This window comes from Burkholderia arboris (assembly GCF_038723655.1).
In the GTDB taxonomy this organism is placed as follows: domain Bacteria; phylum Pseudomonadota; class Gammaproteobacteria; order Burkholderiales; family Burkholderiaceae; genus Burkholderia; species Burkholderia arboris.
In genome coordinates, this window is record NZ_CP109821.1 from 2682696 (window position 1) to 2703952 (window position 21257).

Consider the following 21257-nt stretch of genomic DNA (forward strand, 5'->3'; position numbering starts at 1 on the left):
GGGAACCGGGCCGCGGGCGCGTATCGCGACGCACGATTCTCGCGCGTCGCCGCCGTCCGTGCATGGCCCTGCCGCGAACAGGGGCAATCGGGCGCGGCGCGCGCCTAACAAACGTCCTGCATGTTGCGCGCCAGATCGTCGAGCAGCATCCGCGCGGTGGCGACGTTGGTCGCAACCGGCACGTCGTGCACGTCGCATGCGCGCACGAGCGCGGTGATGTCGGGGTCGTGCGGCTGCGCGGTCATCGGGTCGCGCAGGAACACGACGATGTCGACGCGGCCCTCGGCCAGTTCCGCGCCGATCTGCAGGTCGCCGCCGAGCGGCCCCGACAGCTTGCGCTCGACCTCCAGCCCGTGCGCGGCTGCGATGCGGCCGCCCGTCGTGCCGGTCCCGACCAGCCGGCATTGCGCGAGCGTCGCGCGGTATTCGCCCGCGAGCGCGACGATCTCGTCCTTCTTCGCGTCGTGCGCAATCAATGCGATGCGGGGTTTGCTCATCTCCAGTTCCTTCGTCGTTCGGTTGTTGTCGTGATCGTGAAGCGAAACGCGCGGGTCAGAACGTACCCGGGTACGCACCGCCGTCGAGCAGCCAGTTCTGCCCGGTGATATAGCCGGCATGCACGCTGCACAGGAACGCGCAGGCCGCGCCGAATTCCGCGCGCGTGCCGAGGCGGCCGGCCGGGATGTCGTTCGCGCGCCGCGCGCGCATTTCGTCGACCGTCACGCCCTGCGCCTTCGCCGAGGCGGCGAGCGTCGTCGCGATCCGGTCGGTGTCGAACAGCCCCGGCAGCAGGTTGTTGATCGTCACGCCCTGGCCGGCGACCTTGCGCGACAGCCCCGCAACGAAGCCCGTCAGCCCCGAGCGCGCGCCGTTCGACAGCGCGAGCACGTCGATCGGCGCCTTCACGGCCGAACTGGTGATGTTGACGACCCGGCCGAAGCGGCGCGCGATCATCCCGTCGAGGGTCGCGCGGATCAGCTCGATCGGCGTCAGCATGTTCGACTCGAGCGCGCGGATCCAGTCGTCGTGCGAGAAATCGCGGAAGTCGCCGGGCGGCGGGCCGCCGGCATTCGTCACGAGAATGTCCGGCTGCGGGCAGGCGGCGAGCGCGGCCGCGCGCCCGTCCGGCGTCGTGATGTCGCAGGCGACTGCCGTGACCGACACGTTCGCGCCGGCGCGGATCTCCTCCGCGGTCTCCTCGAGCGTGTCGCGCGTGCGCGCGACGATCACGAGGTTCACGCCCTCGGCGGCCAGCGCTTCCGCGCAGCCGCGCCCGAGACCCTTGCTTGCCGCGCATACGAGCGCGGTCTTTCCTTCGATACCGAGATCCATCGTCGACTCCCTGGTGGCGACGCGCGCCGGGACGGCCCCGCGCCGCCGGGGGGCGGGCGAACGGGCGGGCGCGGCGCGCGGATTGTCGTGAGACGTCGATAATATCCGGATCATGCGGCGCGCCTTGGTAAAATTGCGGCCATAAGCGACGGCCGGCTTGCGCCCGCCGCCGCCCCCCGATCCCCTTTTGCCGCCAAGGCGCCCCCGTCATGAAACAGGACAGCCGTTTCCCGAATCTCTTCATCACCGATCACCCGCTGATCCAGCACAAGCTCACGCACATGCGCGACAAGGACACGTCCACGCGCACGTTCCGCGAGCTGCTGCGCGAGATCACGCTGCTGATGGGCTACGAGATCACCCGCAACCTGCCGATCACGACCAAGCGGGTCGAAACCCCGCTGGTGGCGGTCGACGCCCCCGTGATCGCGGGCAAGAAGCTCGCGATCGTGCCCGTGCTGCGCGCGGGCATCGGGATGTCGGACGGCCTGCTCGACCTGGTGCCGTCCGCGCGCGTCGGCCATATCGGCGTGTACCGCGCCGACGACCACCGCCCGGTCGAATACCTGGTGCGCCTGCCGGACCTGGAAGACCGCATCTTCATCCTGTGCGACCCGATGGTCGCGACCGGCTATTCGGCCGTGCACGCGGTCGACGTGCTCAAGCGCCGCAACGTGCCGGCCGCGAACATCATGTTCGTCGCGCTGGTCGCCGCGCCCGAGGGCGTCCAGGTGTTCCAGGACGCGCACCCCGACGTGAAGCTGTTCGTCGCGTCGCTCGATTCCCACCTGAACGAGCACGCGTACATCGTGCCGGGCCTCGGCGACGCGGGCGACCGCCTGTTCGGCACCAAGAACTGAGGGCCGGCACGGCCGCGCGGCGCGCGGCCCGGTCCGCGGCGGCCTGCCCGGCCGTTCGGCCAGATGCGGCGGCCCCGAACCGGCGGTCGCCGCGTGATAAAATCACGCTCCACTCGACACGCGCGGCCCCGCGGCTTCATGCCCGCCGAAACGGCCGCCGATTCAACGACACATTGAAACAATCGCCCGCGCTGCGCGCCCGGGCACGGAGAAAGGTATGGCTGGTCATTCGAAATGGGCCAACATCAAGCATAAGAAGGCAGCGGCCGACGCGAAGCGCGGCAAGATCTGGACCCGCCTGATCAAGGAAATCCAGGTTGCGGCGCGCCTCGGCGGCGGCGACGTCAACTCGAACCCGCGCCTGCGTCTCGCGGTCGACAAGGCTGCCGACGCGAACATGCCGAAGGACAACGTCAAGCGCGCGATCGATCGCGGCGTCGGCGGCGCGGACGGCGCGAACTACGAAGAGATCCGTTACGAAGGCTACGGCATCAGCGGCGCGGCGATCATCGTCGACACGCTGACCGACAACCGCACGCGTACGGTCGCGGAAGTTCGCCATGCATTCTCGAAGTTCGGCGGCAACATGGGCACCGACGGCTCGGTCGCGTTCATGTTCGATCACGTCGGCCAGTTCCTGTTCGCGCCCGGCACGTCGGAAGACGCGCTGATGGAAGCCGCGCTCGAAGCCGGCGCGAACGACGTGAACACGAACGACGACGGCTCGATCGAAGTGCTGTGCGACTGGCAGGAATTCTCGAAGGTGAAGGACGCGCTCGAAGCCGGCGGCTTCAAGGCCGAACTCGCCGAAGTGACGATGAAGCCGCAGAACGAAGTCGAATTCACCGGTGACGACGCGGCGAAGATGCAGAAGCTCCTGGACGCGCTCGAGAACCTCGACGACGTGCAGGACGTGTATACGAACGCCGTCATCATCGAGGAATGAGATGCCGGCCGCCGCGAGCCTGTCGCGGCGGCGGCCTGACCGATTCCGCGGCCGGCGCGCCTGAGCGTGCCGGCCGCCCTGTTTTCTAGTCTGCGGGGAATCCCATGAAACTACTCGTCGTCGGTTCCGGCGGCCGCGAACATGCGCTGGCGTGGAAGCTCGCGCAGTCGCCGCGCGTCCAGATGGTCTACGTCGCGCCCGGCAATGGCGGTACGGCGCAGGACGAGCGTCTGAAGAACGTCGATATCACGTCGCTCGACGAACTCGCCGATTTCGCGGAAAGCGAAGGCGTCGCGTTCACGCTCGTCGGGCCGGAAGCACCGCTCGCGGCCGGCATCGTCAACCTGTTCCGCGCACGCGGCCTGAAGGTCTTCGGCCCGACCCGCGAAGCCGCGCAGCTCGAAAGCTCGAAGGATTTCGCGAAGGCGTTCATGAAGCGCCACGGCATCCCGACGGCCGACTACGAAACCTTCGCCGATGCGGCGGCCGCCCACGCGTACATCGACGCGAAGGGTGCGCCGATCGTCGTGAAGGCCGACGGCCTCGCGGCCGGCAAGGGCGTCGTCGTCGCGATGACGCTCGAAGAGGCGCATGCGGCCGTCGACATGATGCTGTCGGGCAACAAGCTTGGTGACGCCGGTGCGCGCGTCGTGATCGAGGAGTTCCTCGACGGCGAGGAAGCGAGCTTCATCGTGATGGTCGACGGCAAGCACGCGCTGGCACTGGCTTCCAGCCAGGACCACAAGCGCCTGCTCGACGAAGACCGCGGCCCGAACACCGGCGGCATGGGCGCGTATTCGCCCGCGCCGATCGTCACGCCGCAGATGCACGCACGCGTGATGCGCGAGATCATCATGCCGACGGTACGCGGGATGGAGAAGGACGGCATCCGCTTCACGGGCTTCCTGTACGCGGGCCTGATGATCGACAAGGACGGCAATCCGCGCACGCTCGAGTTCAACTGCCGGATGGGCGACCCGGAAACGCAGCCGATCATGGCGCGCCTGAAGAGTGATTTCTCGAAGGTCGTCGAGCAGGCGATCGCGGGCACGCTCGACACGGTGGAGCTCGACTGGGACCGTCGTACCGCGCTCGGCGTCGTACTGGCCGCGCACGGCTATCCGGACGCGCCGCGCAAGGGCGACCGCATCAACGGGATCCCGGCCGAGACCGAACAGGCCGTGACGTTCCACGCAGGCACGACGCTCGGCGACGGCGACAAGCTCGTGACGTCCGGCGGCCGCGTGCTGTGCGTGGTCGGCCTCGCCGATTCGGTGCGCGAAGCCCAGCAGCATGCGTACGACACGATCAACCAGATCAATTTCGAAGGCATGCAGTACCGCCGCGACATCGGTTTCCGCGCGCTCAACCGCAAGAGCGTGTGACGTCGCAACTGCCGCCCCGCCCCAGCGCGGTGGCGGCCCCTCTGCCGGGGTTCGATAGAATGCCCGGCAGATGCCTTTTTTACGGCCCCCGCTTCGGGCGGGGGCACCCAGTCCAGACATGACCGATTCGACCTACGACGTGGCGCGCGTGCGCACGTACCTCCAGGGCCTGCAGACACGCATCGCCGACGCGCTCGGCGCGCTCGACGGCACGCCGCTCGCGACCGATGCGTGGCAGCGCGGGCCGGCCGAACGCCTGCGCGGCGGCGGCTGCACGCGGATTCTCGAAGGCGGCCGCGTGTTCGAACGCGCGGGGATCGGCTTTTCCGACGTCGCGGGCGACGCGCTGCCGCCGTCGGCGAGCGCGGCGCGCCCGCAGCTCGCGGGCCGCGGCTTCGAGGCGCTCGGCGTGTCGCTCGTGCTGCACCCGCGCAATCCGTACTGCCCGACCGTCCACATGAACGTGCGGATGCTGATCGCGACGAAACCGGGCGAGGAGCCCGTGTTCTGGTTCGGCGGCGGCATGGATCTGACACCGGTTTACGGTTTCGAGGACGACGCGCGGCATTTTCACCAGACCTGCAAGGATGCGCTCGACCCGTTCGGCGTCGCGCTCTATCCGCGCTTCAAGAAGTGGTGCGACGAGTATTTCTTCCTGAAACACCGCAACGAGATGCGCGGCATCGGCGGGATCTTCTTCGACGATTTCTCGGAACCCGGTTTCGAACGCTCGTTTGACATGTTGCAAAGCGTCGGCGATGCGTTCCTGCAGGCGTACCTGCCGATCGTCGAGCGCCGCGCCGAGCTGCCGTACGGCGAGCGCGAGCGCGACTTCCAGGCATACCGACGCGGCCGCTACGTCGAATTCAACCTCGTGTTCGACCGCGGTACGCTGTTCGGCCTGCAAAGCGGCGGCCGCACCGAATCGATCCTGATGTCGATGCCGCCGGTCGCGAACTGGCGCTACAACTGGCAGCCCGAGCCGGGTTCGCCGGAAGCGCGCCTGTACAGCGACTTCATCGTGCCGCGCGACTGGGTCTGAGCCCGCGCGCCCCGCTGCCCCAAGGAAAGGACGCGTTTCTGGACACCACCGCCCGCCCCGCCCCGCTGCCGCGTCGTATCGGCTTGCTGGGCGGTACTTTCGACCCGATCCACGACGGCCATCTCGCGCTCGCGCGCCGGTTCGCCGAACTGCTCGGCCTGACCGAACTCGTGCTGCTGCCCGCCGGGCAGCCGTACCAGAAGCGCGACGTATCGGCCGCCGAACACCGGCTCGCGATGACGCGCGCGGCCGCCGGCTCGCTGTCCGTGCCGGGCGTGACCGTGACCGTCGCCACCGACGAGATCGAGCACACCGGCCCGACCTACACGGTCGAGACACTCGCGCGCTGGCGCGAGCGGATCGGTCCGGATGCGTCGCTGTCGCTGCTGATCGGCGCCGACCAGCTCGTGCGCCTCGATACGTGGCGCGACTGGCGCAAGCTGTTCGATTACGCGCACATCTGCGTGTCGACGCGCCCGGGTTTCGACCTGGGCGCGGCGCCGCCGGACGTTGCGCAGGAAATCGCCGCGCGGCAGGCCGGCGCCGACGTGCTGAAGGCCACGCCGGCCGGCCGCCTGCTGATCGATACGACCCTTTCGTTCGACATCGCCGCGACCGACATCCGCGCCCACCTGCGCGAATGCATCGCGCGCCATGCGCAAATGCCCGATGCGTCGGCCGAACATGTGCCGGCCGCCGTATGGGCCTATATTCTTCAACATCGCCTCTACCATTCCTGAATCCATGGATATTCGCAAACTGCAGCGCGTGATCGTCGACGCCCTCGAAGACGTCAAGGCGCAAGACATCAAGGTGTTCAACACCAGCCACCTGACCGAACTGTTCGACCGCGTGGTCGTCGCCTCGGGCACCTCCAACCGCCAGACCAAGGCGCTCGCGTCGAGCGTGCGCGACAAGGTCAAGGAAGCCGGCGGCGACATCGTCAGCTCCGAAGGCGAAGACACCGGCGAATGGGTGCTGGTCGACTGCGGCGACGCAGTCGTGCACATCCTCCAGCCGGCCCTGCGCCAGTACTACAACCTCGAGGAAATCTGGGGCGACAAGCCCGTGCGGATGAAGCTCGGCGGCGGCAAGGCCAACGGCTTTGCCACGGCCAGCGAAGGCGACGAAGACGAAGAGGAAGCCGCACCGGCCCGCCCGGCGCGCAAGACGGCCGCCCGCCGCCGTTAAGCCGTCGCGCGTCATCCGATGAAGCTTTTCATCCTCGCGGTCGGCCACAAGATGCCGGGCTGGATCGCATCCGGCTTCGACGAATACACGAAGCGGATGCCGCCCGAGCTGCGCATCGAGTTACGCGAAATCAAGCCTGAACTGCGTTCGGGCGGCCGCAGCGCCGAAAGCGTGATGGCGGCCGAGCGGCAGAAGATCGAGGCTGCGCTGCCGAAGGGCGCGCGCCTCGTCGCGCTCGACGAGCGCGGCCGCGACTGGACCACGATGCAGCTCGCGCAGGCACTGCCCGGCTGGCAGCAGGACGGCCGCGACGTCGCGTTCGTGATCGGCGGCGCCGACGGGCTCGATCCGGAACTGAAAGCGCGCGCCGACGTGCTGCTGCGCATCTCGAGCATGACGCTGCCGCACGGGATGGTGCGTGTGCTGCTCGCCGAACAGCTTTACCGTGCGTGGAGCATCACGCAGAATCACCCCTACCACCGCGCATGACGTGTCGTCCTCGAGACGGGCGCCGTGCGCGCCCAACGAGATAACGACACCATGCCGTCCAGCACGCCCCCCGCGCTTTTCCCGACTCTTTACCTCGCTTCGCAAAGCCCGCGCCGCCAGGAGCTGCTGCAGCAGATCGGCGTACGCTTCGAGCTGCTGCTGCCGCGCCCCGACGAGGATGCCGAAGCGCTCGAGGCCGAACTGCCCGGCGAAGCCGCCGATGCGTACGTGCGGCGCGTGACCGTCGCGAAGGCCGAAGCCGCGCGTGCGCGCCTCGTCGCGAGCGGCAAGCCGGCCGCGCCGGTGCTGGTCGCCGACACGACCGTGACGATCGACGGCGCGATCCTCGGCAAGCCGGCCGACGCCGACGATGCGCTCGCGATGCTCACGCGCCTCGCGGGGCGCGAGCACGCGGTGCTGACCGCCGTCGCCGTCATCGACGCCGGCGGCGAACTGCTGCCGCCCGCGCTGTCGCGCTCGCTGGTGCGCTTCGCGGCCGCGTCGCGCGACGACTATGCGCGCTACGTCGAAACGGGCGAGCCGTTCGGCAAAGCCGGCGCGTACGCGATCCAGGGGCGCGCGGCAGAATTCATCGAGCGAATCGACGGATCCCATTCAGGTATCATGGGTCTGCCCCTTTTTGAGACCGCCGCGTTGCTGCGCACCGCACGCGTCTCCTTCTGAACTGCACCCATGAACGAAGAAATCCTGATCAACCTCACGCCGCAGGAAACGCGGGTCGCACTCGTCCAGCAAGGCGCGGTGCAGGAGCTTCACGTCGAGCGCACGCTGTCGCGCGGGCGGGTCGGCAACATCTATCTCGGCAAGGTCGTGCGCGTGCTGCCCGGCATGCAGTCGGCGTTCATCGACATCGGCCTCGAGCGTGCGGCATTCCTGCACGTCGCCGACATCTGGCATCCGCGCCTCGCGGGCGAGCCGCAGTCGGGCACGCCGCACCAGCCGATCGAGAAGATCGTGTTCGAGGGCCAGACGCTGATGGTCCAGGTGATCAAGGATCCGATCGGCACGAAGGGCGCGCGGCTGTCGACGCAGGTCAGTATCGCGGGCCGCACGCTCGTCTACCTGCCGCAGGAGCCGCATATCGGCATCTCGCAGAAGATCGAGAGCGAGGCCGAGCGCGAGGCCGTGCGTGCGCGCCTGACGGCCGTGATCCCGCCGGACGAGAAAGGCGGCTACATCGTGCGCACGATTGCCGAGGATTCGACCTCCGACGAACTGGCCGGCGACGTCACGTACCTGCGCAAGACGTGGGCGACGATCGTTGCTCAGGCGCAGCGGCTGCCTGCGACGAGCCTGCTGTACCAGGATCTCGATCTCGCGCAGCGCGTGCTGCGCGATTTCGCGAACGACGACACGACGCGCATCCAGGTCGATTCGCGCGAGACGTACCAGCGCCTCGCGGAATTCGCGGGCGAGTTCACGCCGGCCGTGAGCCCGAAGCTGCACCACTACACCGGCGAGCGGCCGCTGTTCGACCTGTACAACATCGAGACGGAGATCCAGCGTGCGCTGTCGCGCCGCGTCGACCTGAAGTCGGGCGGTTACCTGATGATCGACCAGACCGAGGCGATGACGACGATCGACGTGAACACGGGCGGCTACGTCGGCGCGCGCAACTTCGACGACACGATCTTCAAGACCAACCTCGAGGCCGCGCACACGATCGCGCGCCAGCTGCGGCTGCGCAACCTCGGCGGGATCATCATCATCGACTTCATCGACATGGAGAACGCCGAGCATCGCGATGCGGTGCTGTCCGAGCTGAAGAAGGCGCTGTCGCGCGACCGCACGCGCGTGACGGTCAACGGCTTCTCGCAGCTCGGCCTCGTCGAAATGACGCGCAAGCGCACGCGCGAATCGCTCGCGCACGTGCTGTGCGAACCGTGTCCGACCTGCCAGGGCAAGGGCCAGGTGAAGACGTCGCGCACCGTGTGCTACGACATCCTGCGCGAGATCCTGCGCGAGTCGCGGCAGTTCAACCCGCGCGAATTCCGCGTGATCGCCGCGCAGCAGGTGATCGACCTGTTCCTCGACGAAGAGTCGCAGCATCTCGCGATGCTGATCGACTTCATCGGCAAGCCGGTGTCGCTGCAGGTCGAGTCGAATCTGAGCCAGGAGCAGTACGATATCGTGCTGATGTAACGGCCGTTCGAGTGCGAATGCGCGAAATCCCCGGGCGCGGTACGGATTTCGCGCATCCTGCATGCATCTGCGGACGACTATTCCACGCGAGTTGCTTCCCATGCAAAGCGCTCGATCGCATCGATATCCCATCGGCCGATGCGCATCGCTTCCTCCAGCATGCCGAGCGTAAGTGGCACGAGTTCCGGGGCACGATATTTCGACGACAACAGGCCAACGAACGTTCGGACCATATCCAGCGTGTCCGGACCGATGTATCGCCGATACGGGAAATGCTCGACGTCGATCCCGAAAGTCTCGCCCCACTTGTCGATGAATTCGATCGCGTCGATTTCCGTGATGCGGAGGTCCTCTTCCATCCGGCTTGAACGTGACAGCTTCAACGGACCGCCAAAGAGCGGGCGCCCAAGTTCCTCACGCGCAAACGCTTCGAGCCGATCCCATGCCGTGTCGGTCATATCAGAGCACCCTGTCTTCCGGTTTTGCAATGCTGTTGTAGACCTGCACCGTGTTCCACATGACGACTGCCGCACCGGTGGCAAGCACAATAGCGCCGACAACCGGCACTGCACGCCCGACAAACGCACCAAGATTACGGGTCGTCGCGATTCGCACACCACCTGCACCGGCTTTCGTGATGGCCGGCAGCCGAATTCCGACGTTGAACGGCAGCGTCTTGCGGGCGGCAATCGACACAACGGATGTACCGGCCACCGCACCGCGCAGCTTGCCGGGAATCGGTACATCGTTCTGTCCCAACAGGACAGCAGCCGCGGCGCCGAGGTCGTAAAAGCCAAACCGTTTGCAAACCTGATTCACGGCAACCCAAAAAACAGATCCCCAGGCGTGAGATCCACACACCCCTCGTACGCACAGCGATTGCCCGACATACGGCCCTCGTTGCTGTTCGAATAACCGCCGACCTTAGCAAAGCCGAACGCGCTCGCCATCCCTGTATCATTCGGTCATGCGTGCAACGGTCCGCTTGACCAGGCCACACGGCGAAAGGCGCATCGAGCAATGGTTTAAGAACAGTTTCCAGACGAGCCCCGCGACAACGACACGTCGCGACGGCTCGACGCTCCACCCTTTCGCCGACAGCCCCGGCCATGCGGCACGTCGACATGGTGTCCGCGCCAGCCGCCGCGCTATCCTTTCCCACCTCTCATTCATTCATCACACACCATGAGCCAAGGCCACAACCGCCGCCAGCGCAAGAAACTCCACATCGGCGAATTCCAGGAACTCGCGTTCAACGCCACCGCGCATTACCGCAACGAAATGACCGACCTCGAACGCGGCGAGCTGATCGACGCGTTCATCGACTTCGTCGAAGCGAACGGGCTGATGACCGTCGCGTCCGCGGACGAAGGCATCGGCGCCTACGTGATCTCCGGCGCGCCGCGCGGCACCACGACCGACGCCGATCGCGAGCTCGTGCGCGGGTGGCTGGCCGCCCGTCCGGAACTGACGGACGTCAAGGTCAGCGAATTCACCGACGCGTGGTATCCGGACGCCTGATCGCCAGGCTTCACGCTGCGCCAGGCAGCGCCCGTGCCTGCCCGCCCTGACGGCGGGCAGGCCGCTACCGCCCCTCCCTCGCCCGCCCCCACCTCCTCCCCCACTCACACGATTCACCCCGTGTCGACCGTGATTACCCCGATTTCCGTATTGAATCGGACGCTTACTTCAATTTAACGATCATTAAAAGACGTCTCGCACTGGCGGACCTACTCTGATCGCCAGGAATCCGGTGTTTTCCGGCGCGATCGGCAAGCAAGACGAAAGAATGCGAACTGCCCGCCCGACAAGTGCTCCGGATTCCGGTACGGGCGAAAACGCGACACGGCGACAGGCAATCAGGGAGACAACCGACCACGCGCCAGCCGCTTCCCGTTCGCAGCGGCGACACATCGGCGCACGCGACGGCCGCCTGACCCACTCCATCAAACGATACGAGGACGACATGACTACGCCGACCATTCATCAAGCAGGACTCCGAATGATCATGATCGCGGCCGGCGTTGCGGCGCTGATGTCGCTGTCCGCGTGCGGCGGCTCCGGCTCGCTGAGCCAGGGCACCGGCGGCGGATCGGGTTCGGGCGACACGACGGCGACGACCGGCGGCACGGGCAACGGCTCCGGCGGCACGTCGGCCAATGGGGTTGGCCAGACGACCGCGGCGTCGAGCAACGTCGTGACGGCCGCAGGCGGCACCGTGTCGGGCGTCGGCACGGTCATCGCCGGCCAGTCGCTGCCCGGCACGAACGCGGCGACCACGCAGGGGCTTGGCACCGTCGTACAGGACGCCGGCGCGGCCGTCACCACGCTCGGCACCGGTCTCGGCTCAGGGCTCGGCCAGCTCGGCGCGTCGTCGAATCCGGTCGGCACGACGGTCGCGAGCACGGGCGGCGTGGTCACGAATCTCGGCGACGCGGTCGCGGCGACCGGCGGCGTCGTGTCCAGCCTCGGCGCCAGCGGGTCGGCGCTGGCGCCGCTCGCGCCCGTCACGTCGCCCGTCGGCGGCGCAATCACGACCCTCGGCAACACGATCGCGGGTGGCGGCGCCACGCTCGGCACGCAGTTGTCGACCGGCCCCGTCGCGCAGGTCACGGGCGCCGCCAGTTCGGCGATCACGCCGATCACGTCGCAGGTCGGATCGGTCACGCAGACCGTTGCGTCGAGCACGCCGCTCGGCGCGCCGCTCACGAACCTCGTGACGACGGTCGGCAACGGTGTCGCGAACGCCGGCACGACGATCGCGAAGACCGGCGGCAATCCGGTGACGACCGGCGTCGGCAACGTGGTGACGGCGACCGGCAACACGGTCGCGACGGCCGGCACGACGCTGCTCGGCGGCGGTGCCGCGACGAATCCGCTCGCACCGGTCACGGGGCTCCTGTCGACCGGCGCGCTCGGCGGCGCAACGGGCGGCGGCAATCCGGCAGGCGCGCTCACGTCGGCGGTCGGCACCGTAACGAGTGCCGTGTCCGGCGCGGCCGGCGGCTCGCCCGTCGCGGGGCTGACGGGCGGCAGCGGCAGCGGCGCGCTCTCAAAGTCGGGCGGCGGCGTGCTCGCTCCCGTAACGACGACGCTCGGGTCGCTGGTCAAGTAAGCCGCACGCCCCTGCGGCGCCCGATCGTCACCGACGATCCGGGCGCCGCAGCCGCAATCCCGGCCGGCTTCCGCTCGCGTCCGCCCCGCCTCCGATCCCTACCTTTTCCCCACAGTCCGCCTGCAACCGGCCATCGAAATCGGTCCTGAAAGCAAGACACGTTAAAATCTCACCTCGCGTGGTGCGCCGCCCGCACCCGCCATCCATCGCCAGCCGCGTGCCCTCGGGCCGCCCCCGACCCATGGAGTGAGTGTCAATGAGCGGCGGACTCCCGTTTCCCGCATCCCGCAAGTCGTTACCGTCCTCGACGGTCTTCCTGATTCTCGCCGCCGCCGCGCTGCTGTCCGGCTGCGGGCTGCTGCCGGTCCAGAACCCGCCCGCGCCGATCAGCGAGGCGCTCGTCGAGCCCATCGCGGAAACCGCCGGCGAGCCGCTGACGATGCCGCCCGTGCCGGCGCCGACGCAGCCGGAGGAACCGGAAGCGCCGAAGAAGCCGCGTCGCGAGGTGACGCGGCCGAAGCCCCCGCAGCGCCCCGAATCGCCGACACCGCCGCCGCCGCCCCCCCCGCCGATCGTCGCGACGCGCCCGCTCGACCGCACCCAGATCCATGCGCTGCTCGACAGCGAAGTCGCGCGCCGCAACGGCAAGGTGATCGGCCGCGCGGTCGACATGGTGACCGACGCGAGCGGCAAGCCGCGCGAGATGATCGTCAACCTGCAGGGCTTCATGGGCATCGGCGACCGCAAGGTCATCTTCCCGTGGGCCGTGTTCCGCTTCACGCCGGGCGGCAAACAGGAGCCGATCGTGCTCGACGTGCCGTCGGGCGACCTGCCGCCGGCCGCGCGGCCGAAGGCCGTGCCGCTGTCGGGTTCGGCCGCGGCCTCGCCTGCGACGCGGCTGCCGATGCTCGACAGCGATGTCGAGCGCCCGAACGGCACGAAGATCGGCCGCATCGTCGACGTGCTGATCGACCGCGCCGCGCAGCCGCAGGCTGTCGTGCTCGACCTCGGCGGCCTCGTCAATACCGATCGCCGTTCGATCGCCGCGAGCTGGGGCGCGCTGCGCTTCGTCACGCGCGACAAGGCGCTGCACCCGCAACTCGACCTGAACGACGCGCAGATCAAGGCATCGCCGCCCTACGCGGCCGACAAGCCGGTCATCGCGGTCTTCCCGCCCGTTGCTCCGGCCCCGGCTTCATCTGCGAGTGCCACCCGATGACGATCAAGCATTCCGTCAGCGCTCGCAGTCTGCGGTCCCTCGACTGGCTCAACTTCTTCGTTGCAAACGTTCAGACCGGGTTCGGTCCGTTCATCGCGTCCTACCTCGCGTCGCACAAGTGGACGCAAGGCGAGATCGGCATGGTGCTGTCGATCGGCACGATCAGCGCAATGGTCAGCCAGGTGCCCGGCGGCGCGGCCGTCGATGCGCTGAAGAACAAGAAAGGCGCGGCCGCATGGGCGATCGCAGCCATCATCCTGTCCGCGGTGCTGCTCGCGTCGAGCCCGACGATCGTGCCGGTGATCGCCGCCGAGGTGTTCCACGGTTTCGCGAGCTGCATGCTCGTGCCGGCGATGGCCGCGATCTCGTTCTCGCTCGTCGGCCGCGCCGACCTCGGCGACCGGCTCGGCCGCAATGCACGCTGGGCATCGATCGGCAGCGCGGTCGCGGCGGGCCTGATGGGCCTCACCGGCGAATACTTCTCCGCGCGCGCGGTGTTCTGGCTGACCGCCGTGCTGGCGCTGCCCGCGCTGTTCGCGCTCGCGATGATCCAGCCGACGCATCAGGTGATTCCGCAGTCGTCGAAGCCCGACGATCAGCACGACGAAGCCGGCGAACGCGAAACGCTGCTCGAACTGCTGCGCGACCGCCGGATGCTGATCTTCGCGGCGTGCGTCGTGCTGTTCCACCTGTCGAACGCGGCGATGCTGAATCTCGCGGCCGGCGAAGTCACGGCCGGGATGGGCGAAAACGTGCAGCTCGTGATCGCCGCGTGCATCATCGTGCCGCAGGCGATCGTCGCGATGCTGTCACCGTGGGTCGGCCGCTCCGCGCAGCGCTGGGGGCGCCGGCCGATCCTGCTGCTCGGCTTCTCCGCGCTGCCGGTGCGCGCGCTGCTGTTCGCCGGCGTGAGCAGCCCGTACCTGCTCGTGCCCGTGCAGATGCTCGACGGCATCAGCGCGGCCGTGTTCGGCGTGATGCTGCCGCTGATCGCGGCCGACGTCGCGGGCGGCAAGGGCCGCTACAACCTGTGTATCGGGCTGTTCGGGCTCGCGGCCGGGATCGGCGCGACGCTCAGCACGGCCGTGGCCGGCTACGTCGCCGATCACTTCGGCAACGCGGTCAGTTTCTTCGGGCTCGCGGCCGCAGGGGCGCTCGCGGTGCTGCTGGTCTGGCTCGTGATGCCCGAAACGCGCGTCGACAACGGCGATGCGGCGGCCGACGAGCCGGCGGCCGCCTCGCCCGAACAGGCGCACTGACGGCAGCGCGCCGCCGAATCCCGCTTCTTGGCCGACTCGCAATGGATACGATCAGGACACTCAACGAAGCCCGCCAGCAGATCCAGCAATCGATCTTCGATCTGTTCAAGGGGCTGTCATTCAGCGAACGGCTCGCGCAAGGCGGGCTGATGGCGTTTCAGGCCGTCTGCGGCGCGTGCCTCGCCTATGCGATCGGCCACGCGGTGCACTCGGAGCAGGCCGTGTGGGCGGCAATCACCGCGATCGCCGTCACGCAGCACAACTACTCGGACACGATGTCGCTGTCGCGCGACCAGTTCATCGGCGCGATGGTCGGTGGCGTACTTGGCTTCGCGGGTGCGGCGCTGGGCGGCGATCGTCTCGTCGCGTACGCGATCACGGTCGCGATCGTGATCGTGTGCTGCTGGTGCCTGAACGTTGGCAGCGCGGCCCGGCTCGGCGGCGTGACCGCGACGATCGTGTTGCTGTTTCCGGGCAATGGCCCGCTGTGGGACGTTCCGCTGATACGGCTCGGCGAAGTGACGCTCGGCACCGTGTGCGCGCTGGGGGTGTGCTGGGTGATGTCGAGAATCGAGCGGCGCTGGTTCCGCCACGCCGCGGCAAAGTGACGCGGTGTACCGGTTGCCCGGCGCGCATCGCGGCATGGCGATACGTGCCGGGCGATCGGCAAGGTCAGTCGCCGATCCGCAGCACGATGCCGGACCCGATCTGCACCAGCAGGTGATCTCCGCCGACGCCGACCCATTGATAGCCGCGCGGCGGCTGGCTCAGGTGATAGCCGCGCCAGTCGTCGATCACGTACTGGCGATCGCGGAACTCGGGGGGTAGCCGGTCGCCCTTGTGCCATTCGCGACGCGGCTGGTCGGCCCAGCGCGGCGGCACGTCGTCCTCATGACGCATCTGGCCGGGTGGCATGTGTTTCGGGCCGTGGCCACGCTGCATGCCGTGGCCGCCTTGGTCGTTGTGGTTGTCGTGATCCTGCGCCATCGCGGCCGGCGCGGCGAGACTCGCCGCGATCGCTGCGGCCAGCATCATCCCGTGCATCTTCTTCATTGTGCTTTCCCTCCGTGTTTTCACGTCGAACGAAACCACTCGAACTACCCGATGAAGACTAGCACACGGCATCGCGCGGCCGCATGACCGCGTGTTACGCCGCCTGCTGCTGGTACTGGATCCGGTGCAGGTGTGCGTAGAGGCCGCCGTGACGCAGCAGTTCGTCATGGCTGCCCTCTTCGACGATCTTGCCGGCCTCGAGCACGAGGATGCGGTCCGCGCGCTCGATCGTCGACAGCCGGTGTGCGATCACGAGCGTCGTGCGGCCTTCCATCAGCCGCTCGAGCGCCGCCTGCACATGGCGCTCCGACTCCGAATCGAGCGCCGACGTCGCTTCGTCGAGGATCAGGATCGGCGCATCCTTGTAGATCGCGCGTGCAATCGCCAGCCGCTGGCGCTGGCCGCCGGACAGCCGCATCCCGTTGCCGCCGACCAGCGTGTCGAGCCCGTTGGGCATCGCGGCGACCGCATCGGCGAGGTTCGCGGCCTCGAGCGCGGCCTGCACGCGCGCGCGGTCGGGCGTCTGCCCGTACGCGACGTTCGCGGCGATCGTGTCGTTGAACAGCACGACGTCCTGGCTGACCATCGCCATCTGGCCGCGCAGCGCGTGGAGGTCGTAGTCGGAAACCGGCACGCCGTCGACCAGGATCGCGCCGTCCGTCGGGTCGAAGAAGCGCGGCAGCAGGTTCACGAGCGTCGTCTTGCCGCTCCCGGACGGGCCGGCCAGCGCGATCATTTCACCCGGCGCGACCTTGAACGAGATGCGGTCGAGCGTCGGCCGCTCGGCCGCGCCGTAGTCGAACGACACGTTGCGGAATTCGATCTCGCCGCGCGCCTGCGCCAGCGGCCGCCCGCCGCCCTGCGGCTCGGCCGGCTCGTCGATCAGCCCGAAGATCAGCTCGGCAGCCGTCATCCCGCGCTGCAGCGGCTGGTTGACGTCGATCAGGTGCTTGAGCGGCGAGATCACGAGCAGCATCGACGTGACGAACGCGACGAAGCCGCCGACCGTCGTCTGGTCGTTCGACGATTGCACGACCGCGATCGTGATCACGACCGCAAGCGCGATCGACGCGAGGAACTGCGTGAGCGGCTGCGCGAGGCCGCCCGAGATCGTCATGCGCATCGCGTAGCCGCGCAGGCGCTTGCTCATCGACGTGAAGCGGTCCATCTCGTACGCTTCGCCGTTGTGCACCTTGACGACCTTGTAGCCGCCGACCGTCTCCTCGACGATGTACGACAGCTCGTTGGTGAGCGTCTGGTGCTCGCGGTTCAGGCGGCGCAGGCGGCGGTTGATCTTGCTGACGAGCCAGCCGATGCCGGGCAGGATCACCGCGACGATCAGCGTGAGCCGCCAGTTCAGGTAGAACAGGTAGCCGAGCAGGAAGATCACCGTCAGCGAATCGCGCACGAGCGTGACCATCACGCCGGTCAGCACCGACAGGATCTGGTTGACCTCGAACACGATCGCGTTGATCACCGTGCTCGCGGTTTCGCGCTGGAAGAACGACGCGCCGGTGTGGAGCATCCGCTGGAACATCTCGAGCCGCAGTTGCAGCAGGATGCGGTTCGATACGTAGTTGAGCAGGTAATTGGATGCGTACTGCGACACGCCGCGCACGAGTGCGAGGCCGATCACCGCGATCGGCACGTACCATTTCGCGCTGTCGCTGCCATGCGCGCCGAAGCCGTGGTCGAGCAGCGGCTTGAGCAGCGCCGGAATACCGGCTTCGGTGGCCGCGACGACACCCATCGTCATCACGGCGAGCACGACGATGCCGATCAGCGGCCGGATGTACGGCCACAGGCGCTTGAGGACCGTGACCGGCGAGGTGCCGGTGCCGTCTATCGGTTTGCGAAGAGTGTTCTGGGTTTCCAAGGCAATCCTTCTTGAGCCGCGATGCGGCGCCCGGTGCGTGGCCGCCCGGGCGGTCGCCCCTGTCGGGCGGGTGCCGAAAAGGGCTCAACATTATAGCCGCACCGCCCCGGCGGCACGGGCATGGCCGATGCGGCCGGCGGCGGGGCCGCGGGTATACTGCCGCTCACCGTTTTCTCCGCCTTTCCGACGACTTCATGGCTGAACCCTCCCTCGGCGTCGCCCTCATCGCCCTCAACGCGTCCGCGCGGCTCGCGCAATGCCTCGATGCGCTGTCGTTCGCCGACGACGTCGTCGTCATCGACGGCGGCAGCACCGACGATACCGTCGCGATCGCGCAGGCACACGGTGCGCGCGTGATCGTCGAGCGCGACTGGCCGGGCTTCGGCCCGCAGAAAAATCGCGCGCTCGACGCGCTCGGCACCGACTGGATCCTGTCGCTCGATACCGACGAAGTCGTCACGCGGGAGCTCGCGCAGTCGATCCGCGACACGATCCGCGCGCCGGCCGCGCAGGTCTATGCGGTCGACCGGCTGTCGAGCTTCTGCGGCCAGTGGATCCATCACAGCGGCTGGTATCCGGACTGGGTGCCGCGCCTGTTCCGGCGCGGCACCGCGCGCTTCTCGGACGATCTCGTGCACGAACGGCTCGTGTTCGACGGCGCCGCGCAGCGCCTGTCCGGCAAGCTGATGCACTATTCGTACGAGGACTTCGAAACCGTCGTGCGCAAGCTCGACGCGTATTCGACGGCCGGCGCGCGCCAGCGCCGCGCGGCCGGCCAGCGCGGCGGCTTCGGCAAGGCGCTCGCGCGCGGCGCCTGGGCCTTCGTGCGCACCTACGTGCTGCGGCGCGGGTTCCTCGACGGCCGCGCCGGCTTCATGATCGCCGTGTTCAACGCGGAAACCGTGTATTACCGCTTCCTGAAGCTCGGCCACGAAACGGCGCGCTAGGCGCCCGCCCGGCGCGCGGCCGGCCCGGCGTTACAATGCCGGGTTGCGCGCACCGTGCGTGCCCGCCCGAGCGGCTGCGCTGCGTGCCGCCCGCCACGACGACCACCGAATCCGACCGCCATGTTCTCCATCATCATTCCGACCTGGAACAACCTGCCGTACCTCAAGCTCGTCGTCGACAGCCTGCGCCGCCACTCCGCGTACGACCACCAGATCATCGTGCACGTGAACGACGGCTCGGACGGCACGCTCGACTGGGTGGGCAGCGAAGGGATCGAGCACACCGCATCGCCGACCAACATCGGCATCTGCCACGCGGTCAACCTGGCCGCCGCGCGCGCCACGCGCGACTACGTCGTCTACATGAACGACGACATGTTCTGCTGCCCGGGCTGGGACGCGGCGCTCGTGCGCCGCATCGAACAGATGCCGACCGACCTCTTCATGCTGTCGGGCACGATGATCGAGCCGGTCGACACGCGCAACCCGTGCGTCGTCGTCAGCAATTTCGGCCGCGACGCCGAGCAATTCGATGCGGCCGGCCTGGTCGCTGCGACCCCGAAGCTCGCGCGCGCGGACTGGCTCGGCTCGACCTGGCCGCCGACACTCGTGCACCGCGACTGGTGGAACCGGATCGGCGGCTACAGCAGCGAACTGTCGCCCGGCATGAGCAGCGACAACGACTTCTCGATGAAATTCTGGGACGCCGGCTGCCGGATCTTCCTCGGTGTCGGCGACAGCCTCGTCTACCACTTCCAGCAGAAAAGCACCGGCAAGATCGTCAAGAACGACGGCCGCCGCCAGTTTCTGAACAAATGGGGTATGACCCAAGCCACGTTCGACCGCTATTACCTGCATCGCGGCGCGCCGGCCGGCACGCAAATCGCGCTCGACACACCGGCCGTGGAAGGCCGCCTGAAGCGCGCGCTGCTGCGCTCGCGGATCAAGCGCGCCTTCAGCTGATCGCACCCCGAAAACAGCACGGAAACACCGTCTGCTTCGCGTATACTGCGCCGTTCGTCCCGGATCTCCCGCCGGGATGCGCGGTGCGGCGCACGATGTCCGCAAGCCGCGTTCGTTCATTCGACAGGTTCCGATGCTTTCGTTTTCCGCTCCCGCCACGCGGCGCCTGACCGCCGCCCGTGCATTCGCCGTCGCCGCGCTCTGCATGGTGCCCGTCTCGACCGCACTGACCAACGTGTTCTGCGGGCTGTTCGCCGCGGCGCTCGTGATCTCCCCCGAATTCTGGCGTGACCTGCGCTCGTTCGTCACCGATCCGGCTTCGCTCGCGGCACTGCTGATCCTGGCCGCACTGACCGTCAGCGTCACGTATACGGTTGCGCCGCACAACAAGGCGTGGAACTGGGTCGCGAAGTACGACAAGCTGCTGCTGCTGCCATTCGCCGTGCTCGCGTTCCGGCATTCCAGCTGGGCGCCGATCGTGCGGCGCTGCTGGTTCGGCACGCTGTGCGTGATCCTGTTGCTGTCGACGACCAACTATCTCGGCCTGACCGCGATCGGGCCCGCGCACGCGACCGAGCTGCCGCTGTCGCGCGCCTGGGTGTTCAAGAACCACATCGCCGCCGGCATGTTCGGCGCGCTGCTCTTCTACCAGGCGGCCGATCTCGCGCTGGCGGCCCGCACGGCGTTCTCGCGGATCGCCTATGCGGGCATCGCCGCGTGGTCGCTCGTCAACGTGTTCGTCATGCTGCAGGGGCGCACGGGGCAGGTCATCGCGCTGCTGCTGATCCTCGTCGTCGCCGTGCGTTTTGTGCTGTTGCTGCGCCGCCAGTCGGCGCTGCGCGCGGGGCTTGCCGCCGGCGTGCTCGTCCTGGCCGGCGTCGCGCTCGTGGTCGCCGCATGCACGGTTCACAACGGCCGGCTGACCAAGGTCGTGACGGAAGTACAGCAATATCGTCAGAGCGACGCGGCCACGTCGACCGGGCTGCGCCTCGAGTGGTACAAGAAGGGGCTCGAACTGTATCGCCAGCGCCCGGTGATCGGCTACGGCGCGGGCGGCCTCGAATCCGAATTCGAGCGGCTCACGGCCGGCAAGACGGCGGCCGAAGGCCAGCTCACGTCGAACCCGCACAACGAATACCTGCTGATGGCCGTGCAGCTCGGCACGCTCGGCGTGCTGCTGTTCATCAACCTGATCGTGCAGATCGCGCGCGGCAGCCGCGCGCTCGATCCGCGCTCGCGGCACCTGCTGCTCGCGTGGCTCGCGATCTTCACGATCGGCAGTCTCGCGAATTCGCTGCTGCTCGATTTTGCAGAAGGGCACCTGATCGTGCTGCTGGCCGGCATCCTGCTCGGTTGCGGCGAACGCAGCGAGGCGCTGCCGCGCGAGACGTCGGCGATCCGCCGCAGCGCGTAACCC

The 21257-nt window shown here is 68.1% G+C and carries 22 protein-coding genes and 1 pseudogene; 17 read left to right on the forward strand and 6 right to left on the reverse strand.

Features of this window, described 5'->3' with window-relative positions:
- Positions 1 to 104: 104 nt before the first annotated feature.
- Together OHZ10_RS12590 and OHZ10_RS12595 are read right to left on the reverse strand one after the other, a co-directional pair.
- Positions 105 to 497, reverse strand: coding sequence for a methylglyoxal synthase (locus OHZ10_RS12590; protein WP_059233571.1), 393 nt, complete (start codon positions 495 to 497; stop codon positions 105 to 107).
- A 55-nt stretch (positions 498 to 552) separates the two neighbouring features.
- Positions 553 to 1332, reverse strand: a complete 780-nt coding sequence (locus OHZ10_RS12595; protein ID WP_059233570.1) for an SDR family oxidoreductase — start codon at positions 1330 to 1332, stop codon at positions 553 to 555.
- A 209-nt stretch (positions 1333 to 1541) separates the two neighbouring features.
- Here OHZ10_RS12595 and upp point away from each other — a divergent pair, with 209 nt between their 5' ends.
- The 9 genes from upp (at position 1542) to rng (ending at position 9408) form a co-directional block, all read left to right on the forward strand.
- Positions 1542 to 2192: a uracil phosphoribosyltransferase gene (gene upp, locus OHZ10_RS12600; RefSeq protein ID WP_006481871.1), complete on the forward strand. Its 651-nt coding sequence runs from the start codon at positions 1542 to 1544 to the stop codon at positions 2190 to 2192.
- A 217-nt stretch (positions 2193 to 2409) separates the two neighbouring features.
- Positions 2410 to 3138, forward strand: a complete 729-nt coding sequence (locus tag OHZ10_RS12605) for a YebC/PmpR family DNA-binding transcriptional regulator (protein WP_059233569.1) — start codon at positions 2410 to 2412, stop codon at positions 3136 to 3138.
- Positions 3139 to 3242: 104 nt separating this feature from the next.
- On the forward strand, positions 3243 to 4523 hold the full coding sequence (gene purD / locus OHZ10_RS12610; protein WP_059233568.1) for a phosphoribosylamine--glycine ligase: 1281 nt from the start codon (positions 3243 to 3245) through the stop codon (positions 4521 to 4523).
- A gap of 118 nt (positions 4524 to 4641) precedes the next feature.
- Positions 4642 to 5565 carry an oxygen-dependent coproporphyrinogen oxidase gene (hemF, locus tag OHZ10_RS12615; RefSeq protein ID WP_342702655.1) on the forward strand — a complete coding sequence of 308 codons (924 nt, stop codon included), beginning with the start codon at positions 4642 to 4644 and terminating at the stop codon, positions 5563 to 5565.
- On the forward strand, positions 5556 to 6305 hold the full coding sequence (locus OHZ10_RS12620) for a nicotinate-nucleotide adenylyltransferase (RefSeq protein ID WP_404823587.1): 750 nt from the start codon (positions 5556 to 5558) through the stop codon (positions 6303 to 6305). Before hemF ends, OHZ10_RS12620 begins: the two co-directional genes overlap by 10 nt.
- A 4-nt stretch (positions 6306 to 6309) precedes the next feature.
- Positions 6310 to 6756, forward strand: coding sequence for a ribosome silencing factor (rsfS, locus tag OHZ10_RS12625; RefSeq protein WP_059233565.1), 447 nt, complete (start codon positions 6310 to 6312; stop codon positions 6754 to 6756).
- Between the two features lie 18 nt (positions 6757 to 6774).
- Positions 6775 to 7245, forward strand: a complete 471-nt coding sequence (rlmH, locus tag OHZ10_RS12630) for a 23S rRNA (pseudouridine(1915)-N(3))-methyltransferase RlmH (RefSeq protein WP_006484265.1) — start codon at positions 6775 to 6777, stop codon at positions 7243 to 7245.
- Between the two features lie 51 nt (positions 7246 to 7296).
- Positions 7297 to 7929 (forward strand): Maf family protein, encoded by a 633-nt coding sequence (locus OHZ10_RS12635; RefSeq protein ID WP_059233564.1) that lies wholly within the window; start codon positions 7297 to 7299, stop codon positions 7927 to 7929.
- 9 nt (positions 7930 to 7938) lie between these two features.
- Positions 7939 to 9408, forward strand: coding sequence for a ribonuclease G (gene rng, locus OHZ10_RS12640; RefSeq protein WP_059233563.1), 1470 nt, complete (start codon positions 7939 to 7941; stop codon positions 9406 to 9408).
- 77 nt (positions 9409 to 9485) lie between these two features.
- On the opposite strand, the gene OHZ10_RS12645 is transcribed toward rng, so the two are convergent.
- Together OHZ10_RS12645 and OHZ10_RS12650 are read right to left on the reverse strand one after the other, a co-directional pair.
- A complete protein-coding gene (locus tag OHZ10_RS12645; RefSeq protein WP_059233562.1) occupies positions 9486 to 9866 on the reverse strand; it encodes a DUF1493 family protein in 381 nt (126 codons plus the stop codon).
- 1 nt (position 9867) lies between these two features.
- Positions 9868 to 10298, reverse strand: a pseudogene (locus OHZ10_RS12650) (STM2901 family protein).
- Between the two features lie 295 nt (positions 10299 to 10593).
- On the opposite strand from OHZ10_RS12650, the gene OHZ10_RS12655 reads away from it, so the two are divergent.
- The 5 genes from OHZ10_RS12655 to OHZ10_RS12675 all read left to right on the forward strand — a co-directional run bounded on the left by OHZ10_RS12655 (position 10594) and on the right by OHZ10_RS12675 (position 15609).
- Complete coding sequence (locus OHZ10_RS12655) at positions 10594 to 10929, forward strand: YggL family protein (protein ID WP_059233561.1); 336 nt, start codon at positions 10594 to 10596, stop codon at positions 10927 to 10929.
- Between the two features lie 445 nt (positions 10930 to 11374).
- Entirely contained in the window at positions 11375 to 12523 is a 1149-nt protein-coding gene (locus tag OHZ10_RS12660) for a collagen-like triple helix repeat-containing protein (protein WP_059233560.1), read from the forward strand.
- A gap of 256 nt (positions 12524 to 12779) precedes the next feature.
- Entirely contained in the window at positions 12780 to 13742 is a 963-nt protein-coding gene (locus OHZ10_RS12665; protein WP_059233559.1) for a PRC-barrel domain-containing protein, read from the forward strand.
- Positions 13739 to 15001: an MFS transporter gene (locus tag OHZ10_RS12670; protein WP_059233558.1), complete on the forward strand. Its 1263-nt coding sequence runs from the start codon at positions 13739 to 13741 to the stop codon at positions 14999 to 15001. Before OHZ10_RS12665 ends, OHZ10_RS12670 begins: the two co-directional genes overlap by 4 nt.
- A gap of 41 nt (positions 15002 to 15042) precedes the next feature.
- Entirely contained in the window at positions 15043 to 15609 is a 567-nt protein-coding gene (locus OHZ10_RS12675) for an FUSC family protein (RefSeq protein WP_059233557.1), read from the forward strand.
- Positions 15610 to 15673: 64 nt separating this feature from the next.
- Here OHZ10_RS12675 and OHZ10_RS12680 read toward each other — a convergent pair whose 3' ends face one another.
- Together OHZ10_RS12680 and msbA are read right to left on the reverse strand one after the other, a co-directional pair.
- Positions 15674 to 16054: an RcnB family protein gene (locus OHZ10_RS12680; protein ID WP_059233556.1), complete on the reverse strand. Its 381-nt coding sequence runs from the start codon at positions 16052 to 16054 to the stop codon at positions 15674 to 15676.
- A 94-nt stretch (positions 16055 to 16148) separates the two neighbouring features.
- Positions 16149 to 17930, reverse strand: coding sequence for a lipid A export permease/ATP-binding protein MsbA (gene msbA, locus OHZ10_RS12685; RefSeq protein ID WP_059233555.1), 1782 nt, complete (start codon positions 17928 to 17930; stop codon positions 16149 to 16151).
- Between the two features lie 194 nt (positions 17931 to 18124).
- On the opposite strand from msbA, the gene OHZ10_RS12690 reads away from it, so the two are divergent.
- From OHZ10_RS12690 to OHZ10_RS12700, 3 genes are all read left to right on the forward strand, one after another.
- Positions 18125 to 18877, forward strand: a complete 753-nt coding sequence (locus tag OHZ10_RS12690) for a glycosyltransferase family 2 protein (protein ID WP_059233554.1) — start codon at positions 18125 to 18127, stop codon at positions 18875 to 18877.
- Positions 18878 to 18997: 120 nt separating this feature from the next.
- A complete protein-coding gene (locus OHZ10_RS12695; RefSeq protein WP_256085109.1) occupies positions 18998 to 19840 on the forward strand; it encodes a glycosyltransferase family 2 protein in 843 nt (280 codons plus the stop codon).
- Between the two features lie 133 nt (positions 19841 to 19973).
- On the forward strand, positions 19974 to 21254 hold the full coding sequence (locus tag OHZ10_RS12700) for an O-antigen ligase family protein (protein ID WP_174993809.1): 1281 nt from the start codon (positions 19974 to 19976) through the stop codon (positions 21252 to 21254).
- Positions 21255 to 21257: the final 3 nt, after the last annotated feature.

Bases quoted from the DNA above. Each gene is read 5' to 3' on its own strand.
- upp (WP_006481871.1), top strand. From the start codon at position 1,542: ATGAAACAGGACAGCCGTTTCCCGAATCTCTTCATCACCGATCACCCG.
- OHZ10_RS12660 (WP_059233560.1), top strand. From the start codon at position 11,375: ATGACTACGCCGACCATTCATCAAGCAGGACTCCGAATGATCATGATC.
- rlmH (WP_006484265.1), top strand. From the start codon at position 6,775: ATGAAGCTTTTCATCCTCGCGGTCGGCCACAAGATGCCGGGCTGGATC.
- OHZ10_RS12595 (WP_059233570.1), bottom strand. From the start codon at position 1,332: ATGGATCTCGGTATCGAAGGAAAGACCGCGCTCGTATGCGCGGCAAGC.
- OHZ10_RS12675 (WP_059233557.1), top strand. From the start codon at position 15,043: ATGGATACGATCAGGACACTCAACGAAGCCCGCCAGCAGATCCAGCAA.
- OHZ10_RS12605 (WP_059233569.1), top strand. From the start codon at position 2,410: ATGGCTGGTCATTCGAAATGGGCCAACATCAAGCATAAGAAGGCAGCG.
- OHZ10_RS12695 (WP_256085109.1), top strand. From the start codon at position 18,998: ATGTTCTCCATCATCATTCCGACCTGGAACAACCTGCCGTACCTCAAG.
- OHZ10_RS12690 (WP_059233554.1), top strand. From the start codon at position 18,125: ATGGCTGAACCCTCCCTCGGCGTCGCCCTCATCGCCCTCAACGCGTCC.
- OHZ10_RS12665 (WP_059233559.1), top strand. From the start codon at position 12,780: ATGAGCGGCGGACTCCCGTTTCCCGCATCCCGCAAGTCGTTACCGTCC.
- OHZ10_RS12645 (WP_059233562.1), bottom strand. From the start codon at position 9,866: ATGACCGACACGGCATGGGATCGGCTCGAAGCGTTTGCGCGTGAGGAA.
- purD (WP_059233568.1), top strand. From the start codon at position 3,243: ATGAAACTACTCGTCGTCGGTTCCGGCGGCCGCGAACATGCGCTGGCG.
- OHZ10_RS12680 (WP_059233556.1), bottom strand. From the start codon at position 16,054: ATGAAGAAGATGCACGGGATGATGCTGGCCGCAGCGATCGCGGCGAGT.
- OHZ10_RS12590 (WP_059233571.1), bottom strand. From the start codon at position 497: ATGAGCAAACCCCGCATCGCATTGATTGCGCACGACGCGAAGAAGGAC.
- rng (WP_059233563.1), top strand. From the start codon at position 7,939: ATGAACGAAGAAATCCTGATCAACCTCACGCCGCAGGAAACGCGGGTC.
- hemF (WP_342702655.1), top strand. From the start codon at position 4,642: ATGACCGATTCGACCTACGACGTGGCGCGCGTGCGCACGTACCTCCAG.
- OHZ10_RS12670 (WP_059233558.1), top strand. From the start codon at position 13,739: ATGACGATCAAGCATTCCGTCAGCGCTCGCAGTCTGCGGTCCCTCGAC.
- OHZ10_RS12700 (WP_174993809.1), top strand. From the start codon at position 19,974: ATGCTTTCGTTTTCCGCTCCCGCCACGCGGCGCCTGACCGCCGCCCGT.
- OHZ10_RS12655 (WP_059233561.1), top strand. From the start codon at position 10,594: ATGAGCCAAGGCCACAACCGCCGCCAGCGCAAGAAACTCCACATCGGC.
- rsfS (WP_059233565.1), top strand. From the start codon at position 6,310: ATGGATATTCGCAAACTGCAGCGCGTGATCGTCGACGCCCTCGAAGAC.
- OHZ10_RS12635 (WP_059233564.1), top strand. From the start codon at position 7,297: ATGCCGTCCAGCACGCCCCCCGCGCTTTTCCCGACTCTTTACCTCGCT.